We start from the raw sequence: 16,694 nt of genomic DNA, 5'->3' as shown, positions 1-16,694 counted from the left end.
TTATGATTACAGTATCGCATTTATCTAAACGTTTTGCTAATAATGAAGTTTTAAAAGAAATCAACTTAAATATCAAGCAAGGTGAAGTAGTTGCGATTATTGGTCCTTCAGGATCTGGCAAATCCACCTTATTACGTTGTTTAAATTTATTAGAAAAACCGAATAATGGCACAATTCAAATTGGCTCAGCAAGGCTTGATGCGAAACATTATAGTCATAAAGAAGAAGCCAATTTACGCAAACAATCAGCAATGGTCTTTCAACACTACAATTTATTTAAAAATAAAACAGCGTTAGAAAATATTACCTACCCGCTTATTGTTGGGCAAAAGATAGATAAAAAAGAAGTGGAAAAACTCGGCTTATCATTATTAAAGCGCGTTGGTATGTTACCTTATGCCAAACAATATCCCATTACCTTATCTGGTGGCCAGCAACAGCGCATCGCGATTGCAAGAGCACTGGCAGTCAAACCCAAAGTACTATTATTTGATGAGCCCACTTCTGCGCTCGATCCTGAACGAGTACACGAAGTTTTACAAGTCATGCTACAGCTGGCAAAAGAACGAACCTCTATGATTATCGTGACGCACGAAATGGAATTTGCCAAGTACGTTGCAGACCGCGTTATCTTTATGGCTGATGGCGTGATTGTGGAAGAAGGACCAGCAAAATCAGTCATAGACAACCCACAACATAAAATTACACAACGTTTTTTACGCCAGCTAACAGATGAAATTGACTTCGAAATTTGAACAATAGCCACAACGACTTTAACTCATTGTATTGATGATTAAATTGTACTAGTGATTAAATTGCCTTGCTGATTAACATATGAAAATTAAAGCGTAAAAGAATAAGATAATAAAAATTGGCGAAGATCCAAACCTGTTGCCAGTTGCTGAATATCTGTTAATAACCGTGCTGTTTTCGATTTATCTTTAACTGCGGAAAGTAACTTTAACGACATCTCACTCTGGCTATATGGATTTTTAGGTGAGCCTTTAGGAATATCAACACGTTGGCTTATTTTTTTACCGTTTTTGAGACCAATATCAATAATCACATAACGTCCATTATAAGCATCAGGATGTGGCGCAAGCTGTATTTGATAACTGCGCGTCATCTTTTGCATCAACTGTTTGATTTCATAAGGAATAGGTTTTGAAGAAAACTGCTCGAAACTTAGCGGTAATCCTAACAAGGTTAAAGCCAAAATATATTCAGCCGAAAAACGCCCTTGTTGCGCTAATGAAGGTATTTTATATATCAATGCTGCATCGCTATTTGATGGCACAAAATAAATCGTAATATCACTAACATTATCAAGATCAAAATCAGGATCTTTATATAATAATTGACCCGCATCGGCAACATAAGCCGCCGCTGAACAATAAGAATAATTTTTAAACCATAACCCAGGTTCAACAATCTTCCAAACATCCCCCCAATGGCTTAAATCAAAATGTGTATTACCTTGCCCATAAATAGCCAAAAAACCTAATTTATCGTCTAAAAAATTCTGATCGGCATCTATGCCAGCTCTTAACCATTCAACGGACTGAATGGCATGTTGAGCGGCTAAGCCTGCATGCAAAAACTTAATTGGCGTGCCCATTAACAAACGCATCCCCGAAGCTTGAGTTGCTGACAAAGCTAAAGCTTGCGATAAAAACAGTTCATCATAAAGGTAACAAATCGCAGCCGTTGCCGCGATCCCCCCCAAAGTAATGGTTGCATGCCAACCTTTTTCGTAATGCTCAGGATTAACGCTTTTACCTAAGCGAGCCATCACCTCAACACCAATAACATAAGCAGTCAAAAAACGCCGCCCATCAATCTTTTGCTTAACATTATCTAATCGAACGCTGGCAATAAGTGCCGACAAAATGACCGATGAAGGATGCCCTCGAACATCTGAATGTACATCATCATAATCTAAACAATGCGCTTGAAAGCCATTAAAAAGTGCTGCTTGCCTTGCGGTAACTAACTTCTTTTGGCCGATTAACCACGCTCTAGCATTTCCCCCCTCATCTGCTATCCACGCTAGCAATTTCTGAACGTCATCTTCATGGCAAGCTTGCAAACTACAAGCAAAATAATCTGTTACCCCATTAATCGCACAATTAATAACTTGGGGATCACGAATTATTGGTGTGTTTTTTATTAAAAAACTTAATTGTTGCCCTAAATTCATTTTCATTCTCAATAAATGCAATAGCGATTTGATAATTGGGTTTACTTTACCACAAGTAAAATAGTGAACAATAAATAATAAGCTAAAGATGATATGATTAAATTTTAATAACTCGAAGCCAGAAACAATAAGTATTAATCTATTTATATAATCATGTTTGCCTATTACATTATATGCTAAAATAGCCTCATTCAATTGAAATCGAAAATTAGCGCAACTATGTCAACTTGTTATATTGCTTTAGGCAGCAACCTTGAAGATCCATTAGCACAAGCCAATCGTGCAATTGTTGCATTAAAACAGTTGCCAAACACAAAAATAGCGGATATTTCACCTTTTTATCGAAGCAAACCTCTTGGACCACAAAATCAGAATGACTATCTGAATGCAGTAATAAAACTGACAACGAATTTATCCCCTATTGAACTACTTGACGAGCTACAAACAATTGAAAAAGCGCAAGGTCGTGTGCGTAAAGACAACCGCTGGGGAGCAAGAACCTTAGATTTAGATATTTTGCTTTATGATGATTTAGTCATTAACAGTGAAAGGCTAACTATCCCTCATTACCATATGAAAAATAGAGAATTTGTACTCTATCCACTATTTGACATCAGCCCAGAACTGATTCTACCCGATAACGATAAATTATATGACTTAGTAACTCGATGCCCTAAAAATGAACTAACGAAATGGGATAAGTAATTATCTTAATTAATAACATATAGTTGTATTATTTTATTTAGTTTTAAGCAAAAAAATGATAAAAAAAATTTGCCAAAGGCTGAATTATTGCTATAGTTTAGCGCTTTTAAATAATCTGCACTTAAGGGGATTGCTGTGAAAAAAGAACAAAAAGCAAACACATCTTCACTTAGCCTGCTTTCAGTTGCTGGGCTTGAGCCTTATAAAGAGGCAAAAGGTGAGGAGTACATGAATCCTAAGCAATTGAAACATTTTAAGCTTATTTTAGAAGCTTGGCTTGCACAACTAAAAGATGAAATGGGTAAAACCGTTTCGCACATGCAAGACGAAGCGGCGAACTTTCCAGATCCTGCTGACCGAGCAACGCAAGAAGAAGAGTTCAGTCTTGAACTACGTGCACGTGACAGAGAAAGAAGGCTCATCAAAAAAATTGAAAAAACATTAAAGAAAATCGAAATAGATGATTTCGGTTATTGTGAATCATGTGGTGTGGAAATCGGGATTCGCCGCCTAGAAGCAAGACCAACGGCCGATTTATGTATCGATTGTAAAACACTTGCAGAACTTCGCGAAAAACAAATGGGCAAGTAATTGCTACGTTATTAATTACCACCGCCATTCAACCCGATATGCCTAAGCGTTATATTGGTCGTTTTGCCCCGTCACCATCAGGACCATTACATTTTGGTTCATTGGTGACAGCGCTTGGTAGCTATTTACAGGCTAAATCTTGCCATGGCAAATGGCTAGTTCGTATTGAAGATATCGACCCACCACGAGAAGTTAAAGGCGCATCATCTCTCATTTTAAAGACTTTAGAAACATTTCATTTATATTGGGATGATAACGTATTATATCAATCGGCTTGCCACGAACGTTATCAAGCAGTATTACAATCGCTATTGAGTCATCAGCAAGCCTATTATTGTGATTGTACAAGGCAACGGATACAGAAATTGCCTAACGGGCATTATGACGGTTATTGTCGCCATAGGCATTTAAAGATTAACCAATCTCAGTTGGCTATTCGCCTAAAACAAAACCACCCTATTTCTGAATTTACAGATAAAATTCGTGGCTTGCAAACAGTAGAAACAGCTAGTGCACAAGAAGATTTCATTATTCACCGTAAAGATGGTCTATTTGCATATAACTTAGTGGTAGTGTTAGATGATCATAAACAAGGAATTACCGAAATTGTGCGCGGAGCCGATCTTTTACCTGTTACCGCTAAACAAATTTCACTCTATAAGCTTTTTGGCTTTTCTCTGCCAAGCTATTGCCATTTACCACTAGCACTAGATAACAACGGCAATAAGCTTTCTAAACAAAACCATGCAAAGCCCATTGAGCTAAATAATAGCAAATCATTAACGGCGCTCGCTCTGCAATTTTTAGGGCAATGCCTACCAAAAGACTGGCAAGATGCCACACAACAGCAACTTTTAGATTGGGCAATACAGCATTGGCAAATTGCGAAAATACCCAAACAAAATACCCAGTTACCCACCAATATAAGATAAATTACCAGCCATACCGACATTATGCACATGTAATAAATGCTTTTCTGGTTTTATTTTTAACGAAGCAAAGATGCGTGTTATAAGTTGTTGTTTTTGCGCTGAATTTTGAAGTAAATCACGCAAATCAACCGCGGCCTCACCAAATAAGCAATAATGCAATTTACCAATTGATGATACACGCAACCGATTACAACTTTTACAAAAATCTTTTGAATACGGCATAATTAGCCCAATTTTACCTTGATAATCGCTATGAGCATAAACTTTAGCTGGGCCTGATAGTGGATTTTTGAGTTGCAACTGCCAACCCTGTGCAATTAACTGTGCCTCAATAACATGACCAGACAAGTGATAACGATTAAATATATCGCTACTTTCACCTGTTTCCATAAGTTCAATAAAACGTAATTCTACGGGTTTATCTTTAATCCATGACAAATAATCATCTAAATTATCGTTCATGCTTTTCATTAACACCGTATTAATTTTGACTTTTTTAATACCTACTTCTAACGATTTTTCGACACATTGCATTAATTCTTTAAGTTTATCTTGACCCGTAATTAATTTAAATAAATGCGGAGAAAAGCTATCAATACTAATATTAATTGCATTTAAACCTGCTTGATGCCAGTGATGAATATTTTTTAATAAACGTGAGCCATTAGTGGTAATGGCCAGCTCTTTAACACTAGAGTAAGAAGAAATGAGCGACAAAATATCCACAAAATCACGACGTAAAGTCGGCTCGCCACCCGTTAAGCGAATTTTGCTTACCCCAAGTTCAGTAAATGTTGCCACAACATGATCAATTTCACTGAGTGACAAAAAATTATGTCCTTTCTTGGATTGATAACCATAAGGTAAACAATATTGACACTGGAAATTACACAGCTCAGTAATCGACAAACGCAGATATTGAAATCGACGCTGATAATAATCAACTAATTGCATATATACATTAAACACCTTATCCAAATCGGGAAGCATAGCCATTTCTGCGCTATACCGCGGCTAATTCACCTTATGAAAAATCACTTAGGTAAAAGAGCTTCAGAGTTTGGCTCAGTCTAACATAGGCATTATTTTTTGACTATGAACAAGTTGATTTTTATTAACCTATTTCCACTTAAAAATCAGTCAGAAAAGTTATTGATTTTATTTAATTTTTTATTTTAACTTTTTTAGATTAAATTTTAAACTTGGTAAAGTGAAGAAAGTAGAAAGGCGATTGCTATCCATTATAATCACCTTTCTAGGAAAGAACGATACCCAATTTTCGTATTATTACCAACCGAAAAGAATAAAAATACAGAAATCCTATAGTTAAAACAATGTCTAGCAAAATAATGCGGTTATTTGATTTTATCCAATTTATCCCCTTTACTTATTCAATCAGTTTGAGTATATAATAGCCACCTTATCGATAATACCATCAAATGGAGGTTGTGATGATAACCCATATTAGCCCTTTAGGATCAATGGATTTGCTTGCTCAAGCTGAAGTCGATATTCTAAAAAAATCTGCCAATAGTGAGCTTTATCAATTATATAGAAACTGTTCGCTAGCAACACTCAATGCAGGTAGTAAAACCGATAATACTAAAGATTTGCTAGATAGATTTAAGTCTTTTGAAATTAATGTCATTAGTAAAGAACGTGGCGTAAAATTAGAGCTCATTAATGCACCTGAAAGTGCCTTTGTTGATGGGCGAATTATTCGTTCAATCCAAGCAAACCTTTTTGCCGTGCTGCGCGATATTCTTTTTTTAAATAGCCAAATCAGTGCCATTAAAGAACTTATCTCTAATATCAAATTTGAAAGAGATCATTCGTTTTATATCACAAACCTTGTTTTCTCAATTTTGCGCAATGCCAATGCGCTACATGTGGGTGAAGAGCCTAATCTGGTTGTCTGTTGGGGTGGGCATTCAATTAACGAAAATGAATACTATTATGCACGACAAGTCGGTATGCAACTGGGTTTGCGCGAGCTGAACATTTGTACTGGTTGTGGGCCGGGTGTGATGGAAGCCCCGATGAAAGGCGCAGCGGTTGGTCATGCTCAGCAACGTTATAAAGAAAGTCGCTTTATTGGCATGACTGAACCTTCAATTATTGCAGCCGAGCCACCTAATGCATTAGTAAATGAACTGATTATTATGCCTGATATCGAAAAACGCCTTGAAGCTTTTGTACGTATGGCGCATGGTATTATCATATTTCCTGGAGGCCCAGGAACAGCCGAAGAGTTACTTTATATTCTTGGTATTTTATTAAATCCAGCCAATAAACATCAAACATTACCGCTGATATTAACGGGGCCTAAAGAGTGTGAGGAGTATTTTACTGCTATTGATAATTTTATTCGTAGTACATTAGGTGATGAGGCAACGAAATTATACCAAATCGTGATCGACTCACCTGAACAAGTGGCTCGTATTATGAAAGATGGTGTTAAGCATGTTAAATCTTCTCGTTTAAAAACAGGTGATGCTTATGGATTTAACTGGCTACTAAAAATTGATGAACCACTACAACACCCTTTTGAGCCAACCCATGCCAATATGGCTTCATTAAATCTTCATCGAAATCAACCTGTTGAATTATTAGCAGCCGATTTACGCCGAGCATTTTCGGGAATTGTAGCGGGTAATGTAAAAGAATTCGGTATGAAGGAAATTGCTAAGCATGGCCGATACAAATTGCAAGGTGATCCCGAAATCATGAAGCAACTCGATAATTTATTACGTAGTTTTATTAAACAAGATCGAATGAAATTACCAGGAGGAAGCGCCTATCAACCTTGTTATGAAATTTGTTATTAACAAGAATATTAGCGAGTAATTTAATCGCGTGTAAATGTTATCTTGCCGCCGATACGATTATCGGCGGAGTGATTTAATCGATTGATAGTTAATTTTTTATTAATCATTTATATCGCTTTTAAAAATCACCTAAAATATCTAGCGCTTCAGACACTTTTTTCACGGCAAAAATCTGCATATTTTCGGGCTTCTTCTTAGGCATATTGGCTATAGGCACAATCGCTTTTTTAAAGCCATGCTTAGCCGCTTCAGAAATACGCTCTTGCCCACTTGGTACGGGGCGAATTTCACCACCAAGACCTATCTCGCCAAAAATAACGACATCTTGTGGTAATGGGCGATTACGAAAACTTGATACTAATGCGGCAATCAATGCCAAATCAGCGCTAGTTTCAGTGACTTTAACGCCGCCAACAACATTCACAAAAATATCTTGATCGGCCATTTGTAATCCACCATGCCTGTGTAACACTGCAAGCAATAATGCCAGCCTATTTTGATCAAGGCCTACTGTCACACGCCTTGGGTTGCCATACATCGAGTGATCAACCAATGCTTGGATTTCGACCAGCAATGGGCGAGTGCCTTCCCACAATACCATAACCGAACTGCCGGGCAGCATTTCCTCACCACGACTTAAAAAGATGGCGGATGGATTGCTGACTTCTTTAAGCCCTTGCTCGGTCATCGCAAACACACCTAACTCATTTACCGCCCCAAACCGATTTTTATGGCTACGCAATGTTCTAAAACGAGAATCAGCATCACCATCTAATAAAACGGAACAGTCAATGCAGTGCTCAAGCACTTTAGGCCCTGCTAGCGAGCCATCTTTCGTCACATGCCCAACCATAATAATGGCAATACCTTTTGTTTTTGCAAAGCGCGTTAAATAAGCGGCGGTTTCTCGAACCTGCGCAACACTCCCCGGTGAGGATTGAATATCAGCAAGATGCATCACTTGTATAGAGTCAATCACCATTAATTTAGGTTGCGACTGCTCAGCCAATAAGCAAATTTGTTCTATACTGGTTTCTGATAACATATTGAGATTATCAGCAGGTAAACCTAATCGGTGTGCACGCATGGCCACTTGCTGAAGCGATTCTTCACCCGTCACATAAAGCGTATTCATTTGTGATGAGAGCTTACTCATGGTTTGTAGTAATAAGGTACTTTTACCTGCCCCAGGATTACCGCCAATTAAAATCGCACTACCTGGTACAACGCCCCCACCAAGCACACGATCAAATTCGGAAAAACCAGTTGAAAATCTTGGTAGCGCTTCTAAACTGATTTCGGATAATTTTTGAATTTTTGTTTGACCAACGCCGCTACCTGCGTAACCCGTTAATCGATCATTGCGCGTTGAAGTACTTGCTAGTCTAACTTCAGTAATGGTATTCCAAGCATGACAAGCACTGCACTGGCCTTGCCAACGAGGATAATCTGCTCCACAATCATTACAAACATAAGCACGTTTAACGGTTTTTGCCAATTTAATCTCCTAACCTTCGCTTAATAAACTGGTTGATAAAATACACCATAATCCAGTTAAATCTGCATAATTAATGCTAATTTTAGCTTTTTCAACTACTTTAGGCTTTCCATGATAGGCAACGCCTAAACCCGCAATACGTAGCATCATTAAATCATTGGCGCCATCACCAATAGCCACCGTTTGCTCAATAGGTATATCAAGTGATGTCGCTAATTGTTGTAAAGTTCGCGCTTTATACTTTGCATCGACAATTTGACCAATTACTTTACCCGTTAATTTATTATGTTTGACTTCTAATTCGTTGGCATAAACATCCGCTAATTTTAGTTTCTGCTTTAGATGATCAGCAAAATAGGTAAATCCTCCTGACGCAATAGCAACATGCCAATTTTTTTTATGCAATTCTTTGACTAAATAGGTCAATCCAGGAGTAAGCGGTAAGTTATCTTTTACTTGTTGTAAAAGATCTTGATGCGCTCCTTTTAAAGTTGCCACCCGATTTCGTAAACTGGTTGCAAAATCAAGCTCACCATGCATTGCTTGTTCAGTCACAGCCGCAACTTGCTGACCTACACCATATAATTTAGCCAGCTCATCTATGCATTCAATTTTGATTGCCGTTGAATCCATATCCATAACCAATAATCCTGGTGAATGGAGTGTAGGTAAATTGTCAATTGGCGATACATCGATGCCTAATGTTAATGAAATAGCCTTGGCTTTTTTAGGCATAACTCCAGCAATACGAACAATCTGATAAGTTTTTATTTTCCAAGATGAAACAATTACCATTGGCATAGCAAGTTGATTTTGGAATTTTGACAATACTGTTTTATTTAGCTTTTTGCCATAAATAATCCAACCTGTTTTACCTGCATTATAATCTAAAGGCACCACTTCGCAGCCATTTAATGAAAGTGGCAAACCTTGCCAGCGTTGGATATTTTCAGGTAAATCATTATAGGTGAGGGTGTAAGCCATATCAGAAAGTCTTCCTAACATAAAACGGGCTCAAAATTTACCATAACTGTTAAAGATTGTCCAAATTAGGATTGTGTGATTTTTTTAGTTTTTTATACTTAAACACATAGTTATCTGAAACTTTTTTAACAAAATAGATAAATCCGTAGGTTGCCTTTAATCATTCCACCTCAATGCTTATATCAATCTTAAATATTCAACGCCCATGAACAAAGTTGCTCTAATACAGGCCCTAATTTTTCGCCAAATGGCGTTAATTTATAGAAAACTTTTAAAGGGGGTTTATCACCAAAAACGTGTCGAGTAATTAACCCATCTTCCTCTAATTTTTTAAGTTGTATACTTAATGTCATATCGGTAATATGAGGAATAATGGTTTTCAATTCGCTGAATCTTTTTTCACCAAAAAGCAAATAATAAAGTATTACCCCTTTCCATTTTCCACCAACTAAATCCATTGCCAAACTAATAGGGCAATAATAAGTTTTATTGTTATAACGTTTTAATGGTCTTTGTTCATCTATTTGCATTAATTCACCTAACTATCAAGTTTGATAGATATTGCTATAAGTTTATTTACAAATAAACTAATTAGAGTAACTATCATTTTAACAGCAAAAAAGGAAAAAAGTATCATTATGACATTAATTATTTTAGGTCACCCCAATATTAAACAGTCTATCGCCAATAAAACAATTATCGAAACATTACAAGATAAAGTTGAGGATATTGAAATTCGCAATATTCACAAGCTTTATCCAAACTATCAAATCAATGTACAAGAGGAGCAAGCCGCATTACTCAGACATGACCTTATCGTTTTACAATATCCAATGTATTGGTTTAACATGCCGGCAATATTAAAAATATGGTTTGATGAAGTATTTACTTACCAATTTGCTTATGGCTCCAAAGGCGATAAATTAAAAGGTAAAAAACTATTACCAAGTTTAACCATAGGACAACAAGAACAAAATTATAAAAAATATCACAACGATTTAATGGATAATTTATTAGAGCCCGTCAAAGTATCAACTTTATATACGCAAATGGAATATCTGCCACCAATACTTTTATATGGTATTTCACCAGAGATTGAAGAAATGCAAGCTAAAATAAAAACAAAAGCACGACAACATGGGCAACAGTTAGTTGAAATCATAAATAAATATAACCAATAAAAATCAATATGATGATTTATAATAATTGATAAATCATCATATTTTATGTTGTATTAACTATGCTTTTTTAAAACCGCATAAAAAAAACCATCACCACCATTTTCAATAGGTAAAAATTGTTTAAGTTCACCTTGTAATTTGGCGCTGGTGTTTTCTTGTAAAAAACGCTCAATTTGTAATTTATTTTCGTCTGGTAGAATTGAACAAGTGGCATAAACTAAAGTACCACCAATTTTTAAATAAGACCAAATATTAGTTAAGATTGCATGTTGTAGCTCAGTTAATTGGGCAATATCATTATCTCGGCGTAACCATTTTATATCTGGATGACGGCGGATAACGCCTGTTGCGGAGCAAGGTGCATCCAATAAAATACGGTCAAACGAACGCCCCTCACACCACAGCTCTGGCGTTAAGCCATCGCCAACTTTGACGTCAGCATGCTGTTTCAAACGAGTTAAATTTTCATCAATACGTTTGGCTCGGTTTGCATCCACATCCACAGCTAACACTTGTGCCTTTGGCGCTACCTCTAAAATATGCGTGGTTTTACCACCAGGTGCCGCACAAAGATCCAGAATTTGCTCACCATTTTGTGGTGCTAATAAATAAGCAGCATACTGAGCAGACAAGTCTTGTACTGTCACTGCACCGTCATCAAAATGGGGTAATTTAGCAACATTGACGGGCGATAATAACCGCAATGCACAAGGTAATTGATCATGTGGTTCTGACTCAATATGCTGTTTTGCTAACAGTTTTTGATATTCTTGAATTGAATATTGGTTTTGGTTAACCCGCAACCACATTGGCGGTTTTTGGTTATTCGCATCAATAATTGTTTGCCACTGCTGTGGGTAAGCTTGCTTTATACGAGTCAATAACCAACTTGGGTGTAATGTTCGGCTATTTTGTTGCTTATCATCTTGCATAAATTTTTGTTGTAATGATGCTTGCTGACGCAAAAACTCACGTAACACGCCATTAACTAATCCTTTTAATGGCGCCTTTTGCAAAGTATTTACTGCATCAACTGTTTCACCAACAGCGGCATGTTCGGGAATACGTGTATAAAGGATCTGGTAAATACCCACTAACAATAAATAGTGCAAAACCCTATTTTTACCTGTCAAAACCTTACTCATTAAGGTATGGATATAAAAATTGAGCTCGGGTAATACTCGCATCACACCAAAACACATTTCTTGCACTAATGCTCGATCTTTATCCGCTATTTTGTGATGCAAAGCAGTCAGTGTGGCACTTAATGATTGCCCTTCTTCTAATACATTAAAAATAGCTTGCGCACAAACAGCTCGTATATTTTGGTGTAATTTTTTATTCATAAATCATGACAACCTTAATTTATCTATTGTGATTAGTTTATAAAATTAAAGATCCAATCCAACCAGCAATAAATAACGGAATATTAAAATGGGTAAATGTTGGGATAACACTATCTCGAATATGGTCATGTTGCCCATCACTATTTAATCCAGACGATGTCGCTAAAATAGTATCTGATGGTGGTGATCCTGCATCACCAATCGCACCCGATGCGCCAATTAAACATACCGTGGCAATCGGTGAAAAACCAAGTTGTACACAAAGTGGCACATAAACAGCTGCAATGATTGGGACGGTTGAAAATGAAGAGCCAATCCCTAATGTAATAACCAAGCCAATTAGCATCATTACAAAGGCAGCAATCACTTTATTTCCTGCAAATAAAGCTGCACTATTAATAACAAGCGGTTCAATTTCATGCGTTTGTTTTAATACTTCGGCAAATCCTTGCGCTGAAATCATCACAAAGCCGATCATTGCCATCATTTTGATGCCGTCAGTAAAAACACCATCCGCTTCGCCCCATTTAATCGATCCCGATACAATAAAGCAAATAAAACCAATTAAGGCACCTAAAATCATTGAGCCGGTATAAAGTTGAACGGAAAAAGATAACGCAATTGCCAATAATGAAACAATAAGTGAATGCTTATTCACCTCTTTTACAGCACCTTGATTCGCTTCGCTACGAATAATTTTATATTCTCTTGGTTTACGATAACTAACAAAGATAGCCCATAATAAGCCAACAAACATGCCTAACGCAGGAATAGCCATGGCATGCATTACATTAACATGGCTTACATCCATGCCAGATGCGGTAATATTTTTTAATAAGATTTGATGCAAAAAGATATTGCCAAATCCAACTGGTAAAAACATATAAGGAGTAATTAATCCAAATGTCATAATACACGCAATCATTCTTCTATCAAGCTGTAGCCGTGACATAACATATAATAGGGGCGGAATTAAAAGAGGTATAAAGGCGATATGAATCGGAATTATATTTTGAGAGGAAATACTTACTAGCCCAATAATAACAATCAAAATCCATTTGATACGTTTTTTAGCATCGCTTGATGTCAGCTGTTTAATCGCTTTATCTGCCAATAATTCTGGTAAGCCAGATTTTGATATCGCCACAGCAAATGCACCTAGCATGGCATAAGAAAGTGCAATATTTGCCCCATTGCTGATACCTGTGTTAAAGGCATCAATGGTTTCTTTTAACGATAAATGGCTAAATAAACCGCCAACAAATGCCCCAATGATTAAGCTAATAACAACATGGACACGGCAAAGCGATAAAATTAACATACAAATTACTGCAACCACAACTGCATTTATTGACGGGAACAAATCAAGCATTGTATTCATAAGATAGATTCTTAGTTAAGAAGCAAAGCTTATTATTGTAGGCGATAGGTATTGAAAGTGCAATTGATAGTGTATACTCACTCTTTTGCAATAGACAAAACCAAATTCGTGTTACTGAAGTAATTTTAAGCATAAAAGCTTTTATATTAAAGTCAAGTTATTGTGGAGCGTTGTTAATGAGAAATAATATCGACGGACATTTTTTACTAATCGGTTTAATGGCCTACCCTATTCGCCATAGTTTATCCCCGCAAATGCAAAATACGATTTATTCAAAATTGAATGTTCCCTATGTTTATTTAGCATTTGAAGTTGATCAAGAAAAACTTGCTGATGCAATTAAAGGGCTTAGGGCATTAGGTTTGCGTGGCAGTGCGGTATCAATGCCCAATAAGCAGCTTGTCTGCCAGTACCTTGATAAGTTAACGCCGGCCGTTGAACTAAGTGGCGCGTGTAATACTATTTCCAATGATAATGGTGTGTTAACTGGCTATAACACAGACGGAATGGGCTACATGCGTATGCTTAAAGAAGCCAATATTGATGTGATAGGCAAAAAAATAACCATTCTCGGAGCGGGCGGTGCGGCAACCGCCATTGTTGTGCAAGCAGCACTTGATGGAGTAAAAGCAATCACCATCTTTAATCAAAAAGATGAATGCTATACAAAGATAGAAGCCATTGCGAAAAAATTGAATCAAACGAGTCAATGCCATGTGCGTGTTATCGATCTCGCCGATAAAGATCAATTACGCAAAGAGATTGCAGATAGTGTTGTGCTTTGTAATGCAACAGGTGTTGGGATGAAGCCGTTAGAGGGGCAAAGCTTAATTACTGATGCCACGATGTTAAGACCTGATCTTATTGTTACCGACTGCATTTACAGCCCACGAAAAACCAAGCTATTAGAAATGGCGGAGCAACAAGGTTGCCGAACATTAAACGGTATTGGCATGATGCTATGGCAAGGTGCTGCTCAAATAAAAATTTGGACGGGTGAAGATGCACCGATTGAATATGTGAAAGAACAAATGGGTTTTAATGATTAATGAATAATCTAATTTTTTAACGATTTTATTCATGATGGATAATCAGTGATAAATATTGTTAAGCGTTATAAAATCACCATCTATTAATGCAATTGCTAGCTAATGGAATATGAAATGAAAACAATTACCATAAAAGAACTTGAGATCGGTTTGGGTGCGCCTAAAATTATTGTGCCTATTGTGGGTAAGACTCAAGCAGAATTAATTGATGAAGTTAAGTTTTTACAATCTATTGATTTTGACGTTTTAGAGTGGCGTGTTGATCACTTTACTCAAGTTGACAATATCAATGCCGTAAAACAAGCAGCTAAAAGCATAGCCGATTTACTGCCCAATAAACCGATTTTATTTACGTTTAGAACCGCAAATGAAGGGGGGGTTAAACCTTGGCCACTCACATCTTATATTCAGTTGAATAAAGAAATGGCGTGTAGTGGGCTTATTGACCTTATTGATGTTGAGCTATTTATTGGTGATGATGATGTAAAAGATATTATTGCCGTTGCACACAGAAATCAGGTATTTGTTGTAGCATCAAACCATGATTTTGAAAAAACACCATCCAAAAGTGATATTATCTACCGATTAAGGAAAATGCAGGAACTGGGTGCTGACATTCCTAAAATTGCCGTCATGCCACAAACAACAGATGATGTATTGACACTACTTGCAGCAACCACCGAAATGAACCAACAATACGCAACTACCCCCATTATTACCATGTCTATGGCTGGGCTGGGTGTGGTGAGCCGTATTGCTGGTGCGACATTTGGCTCAGCAATGACCTTTGGCGCTGCCAAACATGCTTCGGCACCGGGTCAATTAGACGCCAAACAATTACGCTCTATTTTAGATACCTTGTACCAAAGCCATAGCTAATTTAACATCAATCCGTTAATAATGAATTGGCGTGCCAATGTAGAGCGGTGATGAAGTGTTTGCGCTTCATTATCAAAATCTTCATTTACAACCACATAGCGAATTTTACTCCCCCCAAATTGTTATGTGGTTGTACAAAATTTAGGTTTGGGATATGTATAATAAAAATAAATTTAGCTCGCTTGATATCAATTATTTTTTTAATTCAGATCAACATAATACCATTAAAGATTTTGCCTATGCCGATATTCTAGGAACAGCAGATATTTGTGGTTATCAAATTATGTTTTTTTATATTGCCGATAATATTGAAGTTTTATTAATTGATGAAGTGATAGATAATATATTCTTACTTGATAAAGCCAATCAAATTTTGAATTTCTTGGGCTTTGAGTTTAAATTAGGATCCCCGTTTATTTTAACCGATACCTTTAATCATAATTATATTCTTAAAGATCATCTTTATGAAGATCATATGCGTTACTACTATAAAGTCGATGAACAATTAATTGTCCTTGGCATTAATTATGAAGGCATTTTGCTATCCTTTGAATTAATCAATAATAAAAGCATTATTGACGATAGGCTGGCATTTTCTTGCTAGCTAGTTGTAGACGTATACCTATCCCAAACAGGTTATGTACAATAAGCAACTTTATTACAGCTAATTGATTACACAATTTGGTAATAAAATTAATCGTCACTTTTAACCAGCAAATGCACAATTACAAAATGCGGTGATTATGGCATACCGTCATATTCCCAATAAAAATCACTCACTAACTTATCAAAAGCGGGTGTACCATCAGCTGGTTTTATACAAGCCCGCTTTTCATCTATGGATTGTCTAACTTTATCCCAATCATATTGATTTAATAATAAAATTTTATATCGTTTTGGCTGTTGAATTCTGTCCTTATTTAAATTGAGTACTCCTGCTGGAGTTGCGACAATGATTGAGTAAATATCAGAATTATCTTCGCCAGTAATACCAATATTCATCTCTAATAAATAAAAAACTGCATTATCTTCTGGCTGCCACAGCCAAGGATCACCGATATCTGGAGACCAGTAATATTTCACTTCAAATTTTTGTTGTTTAATTTTCATTTATAGCCCG

The 16,694-nt window shown here is 36.6% G+C and carries 17 protein-coding genes and 1 riboswitch; of the genes, 9 read left to right on the top strand and 8 right to left on the bottom strand.

The genetic code is table 11. The features are described 5' to 3' along the window. Positions 1–2 precede the first annotated feature (2 nt). The gene (locus A9G41_RS09355; RefSeq protein WP_065583059.1) at positions 3–755 is read left to right on the top strand and encodes an amino acid ABC transporter ATP-binding protein; all 753 of its coding nucleotides are present in this window, start codon (positions 3–5) and stop codon (positions 753–755) included. 86 nt (positions 756–841) lie between these two features. Here A9G41_RS09355 and A9G41_RS09350 read toward each other — a convergent pair whose 3' ends face one another. After that, positions 842–2,200, bottom strand: coding sequence for an MmgE/PrpD family protein (locus tag A9G41_RS09350; RefSeq protein WP_075539594.1), 1,359 nt, complete (start codon positions 2,198–2,200; stop codon positions 842–844). A gap of 219 nt (positions 2,201–2,419) precedes the next feature. On the opposite strand from A9G41_RS09350, the gene folK reads away from it, so the two are divergent. The 3 genes from folK (at position 2,420) to gluQRS (ending at position 4,428) form a co-directional block, all read left to right on the top strand. Next, positions 2,420–2,905: a 2-amino-4-hydroxy-6-hydroxymethyldihydropteridine diphosphokinase gene (folK, locus tag A9G41_RS09345; RefSeq protein WP_065583058.1), complete on the top strand. Its 486-nt coding sequence runs from the start codon at positions 2,420–2,422 to the stop codon at positions 2,903–2,905. A gap of 135 nt (positions 2,906–3,040) precedes the next feature. Beyond that, the gene (dksA, locus tag A9G41_RS09340; RefSeq protein WP_065583057.1) at positions 3,041–3,496 is read left to right on the top strand and encodes an RNA polymerase-binding protein DksA; all 456 of its coding nucleotides are present in this window, start codon (positions 3,041–3,043) and stop codon (positions 3,494–3,496) included. A gap of 38 nt (positions 3,497–3,534) precedes the next feature. Continuing rightward, positions 3,535–4,428: a tRNA glutamyl-Q(34) synthetase GluQRS gene (gene gluQRS / locus A9G41_RS09335; RefSeq protein WP_075539584.1), complete on the top strand. Its 894-nt coding sequence runs from the start codon at positions 3,535–3,537 to the stop codon at positions 4,426–4,428. Here gluQRS and moaA read toward each other — a convergent pair. Then, positions 4,408–5,382 (bottom strand): GTP 3',8-cyclase MoaA, encoded by a 975-nt coding sequence (gene moaA / locus A9G41_RS09330; protein WP_075539583.1) that lies wholly within the window; start codon positions 5,380–5,382, stop codon positions 4,408–4,410. The genes gluQRS and moaA overlap by 21 nt on opposite strands. Then, positions 5,379–5,499: riboswitch (molybdenum cofactor riboswitch) on the bottom strand. It overlaps the preceding gene by 4 nt. Positions 5,500–5,879: 380 nt before the next feature. Between moaA and ppnN the strand changes: the two genes are divergently transcribed. Next, positions 5,880–7,256: a nucleotide 5'-monophosphate nucleosidase PpnN gene (gene ppnN / locus A9G41_RS09325; RefSeq protein ID WP_065579918.1), complete on the top strand. Its 1,377-nt coding sequence runs from the start codon at positions 5,880–5,882 to the stop codon at positions 7,254–7,256. A 118-nt stretch (positions 7,257–7,374) separates the two neighbouring features. Here the strand turns inward: ppnN and radA are convergent, their stop codons facing one another. The 3 genes from radA to A9G41_RS09310 all read right to left on the bottom strand — a co-directional run bounded on the left by radA (position 7,375) and on the right by A9G41_RS09310 (position 10,268). Beyond that, positions 7,375–8,754 (bottom strand): DNA repair protein RadA, encoded by a 1,380-nt coding sequence (gene radA / locus A9G41_RS09320; RefSeq protein WP_065567398.1) that lies wholly within the window; start codon positions 8,752–8,754, stop codon positions 7,375–7,377. A gap of 9 nt (positions 8,755–8,763) precedes the next feature. After that, positions 8,764–9,738, bottom strand: coding sequence for a phosphoserine phosphatase (serB, locus tag A9G41_RS09315; RefSeq protein ID WP_065567397.1), 975 nt, complete (start codon positions 9,736–9,738; stop codon positions 8,764–8,766). Between the two features lie 188 nt (positions 9,739–9,926). Beyond that, entirely contained in the window at positions 9,927–10,268 is a 342-nt protein-coding gene (locus A9G41_RS09310) for a winged helix-turn-helix transcriptional regulator (protein ID WP_065567396.1), read from the bottom strand. A 108-nt stretch (positions 10,269–10,376) separates the two neighbouring features. Between A9G41_RS09310 and A9G41_RS09305 the strand changes: the two genes are divergently transcribed. Then, entirely contained in the window at positions 10,377–10,919 is a 543-nt protein-coding gene (locus A9G41_RS09305) for an NAD(P)H-dependent oxidoreductase (protein ID WP_065567395.1), read from the top strand. A 53-nt stretch (positions 10,920–10,972) separates the two neighbouring features. On the opposite strand, the gene rsmB is transcribed toward A9G41_RS09305, so the two are convergent. Together rsmB and A9G41_RS09295 are read right to left on the bottom strand one after the other, a co-directional pair. Beyond that, positions 10,973–12,265, bottom strand: a complete 1,293-nt coding sequence (rsmB, locus tag A9G41_RS09300) for a 16S rRNA (cytosine(967)-C(5))-methyltransferase RsmB (RefSeq protein ID WP_075539582.1) — start codon at positions 12,263–12,265, stop codon at positions 10,973–10,975. Between the two features lie 37 nt (positions 12,266–12,302). Continuing rightward, positions 12,303–13,637, bottom strand: coding sequence for a Na+/H+ antiporter family protein (locus tag A9G41_RS09295; RefSeq protein WP_065583098.1), 1,335 nt, complete (start codon positions 13,635–13,637; stop codon positions 12,303–12,305). A gap of 185 nt (positions 13,638–13,822) precedes the next feature. On the opposite strand from A9G41_RS09295, the gene A9G41_RS09290 reads away from it, so the two are divergent. The 3 genes from A9G41_RS09290 (at position 13,823) to A9G41_RS09280 (ending at position 16,178) form a co-directional block, all read left to right on the top strand. Continuing rightward, positions 13,823–14,695 carry a shikimate dehydrogenase gene (locus A9G41_RS09290; protein WP_065567393.1) on the top strand — a complete coding sequence of 291 codons (873 nt, stop codon included), beginning with the start codon at positions 13,823–13,825 and terminating at the stop codon, positions 14,693–14,695. Between the two features lie 114 nt (positions 14,696–14,809). Further along, entirely contained in the window at positions 14,810–15,574 is a 765-nt protein-coding gene (gene aroD / locus A9G41_RS09285; protein WP_075539581.1) for a type I 3-dehydroquinate dehydratase, read from the top strand. 154 nt (positions 15,575–15,728) lie between these two features. Further along, positions 15,729–16,178 carry a hypothetical protein gene (locus A9G41_RS09280; RefSeq protein ID WP_075539580.1) on the top strand — a complete coding sequence of 150 codons (450 nt, stop codon included), beginning with the start codon at positions 15,729–15,731 and terminating at the stop codon, positions 16,176–16,178. Positions 16,179–16,315: 137 nt separating this feature from the next. Here A9G41_RS09280 and A9G41_RS09275 read toward each other — a convergent pair whose 3' ends face one another. Continuing rightward, positions 16,316–16,684 (bottom strand): Imm8 family immunity protein, encoded by a 369-nt coding sequence (locus A9G41_RS09275; protein ID WP_065583049.1) that lies wholly within the window; start codon positions 16,682–16,684, stop codon positions 16,316–16,318. Between the last annotated feature and the right edge of the window lie 10 nt (positions 16,685–16,694).

The sequence above is a fragment of the Gilliamella sp. Nev5-1 genome (genome assembly GCF_001690895.1).
GTDB lineage: Bacteria > Pseudomonadota > Gammaproteobacteria > Enterobacterales > Orbaceae > Gilliamella > Gilliamella apicola_C.
Note: the sequence above shows the minus strand (reverse complement) of the source record. Positions and strands in the feature narration are given on the sequence as shown.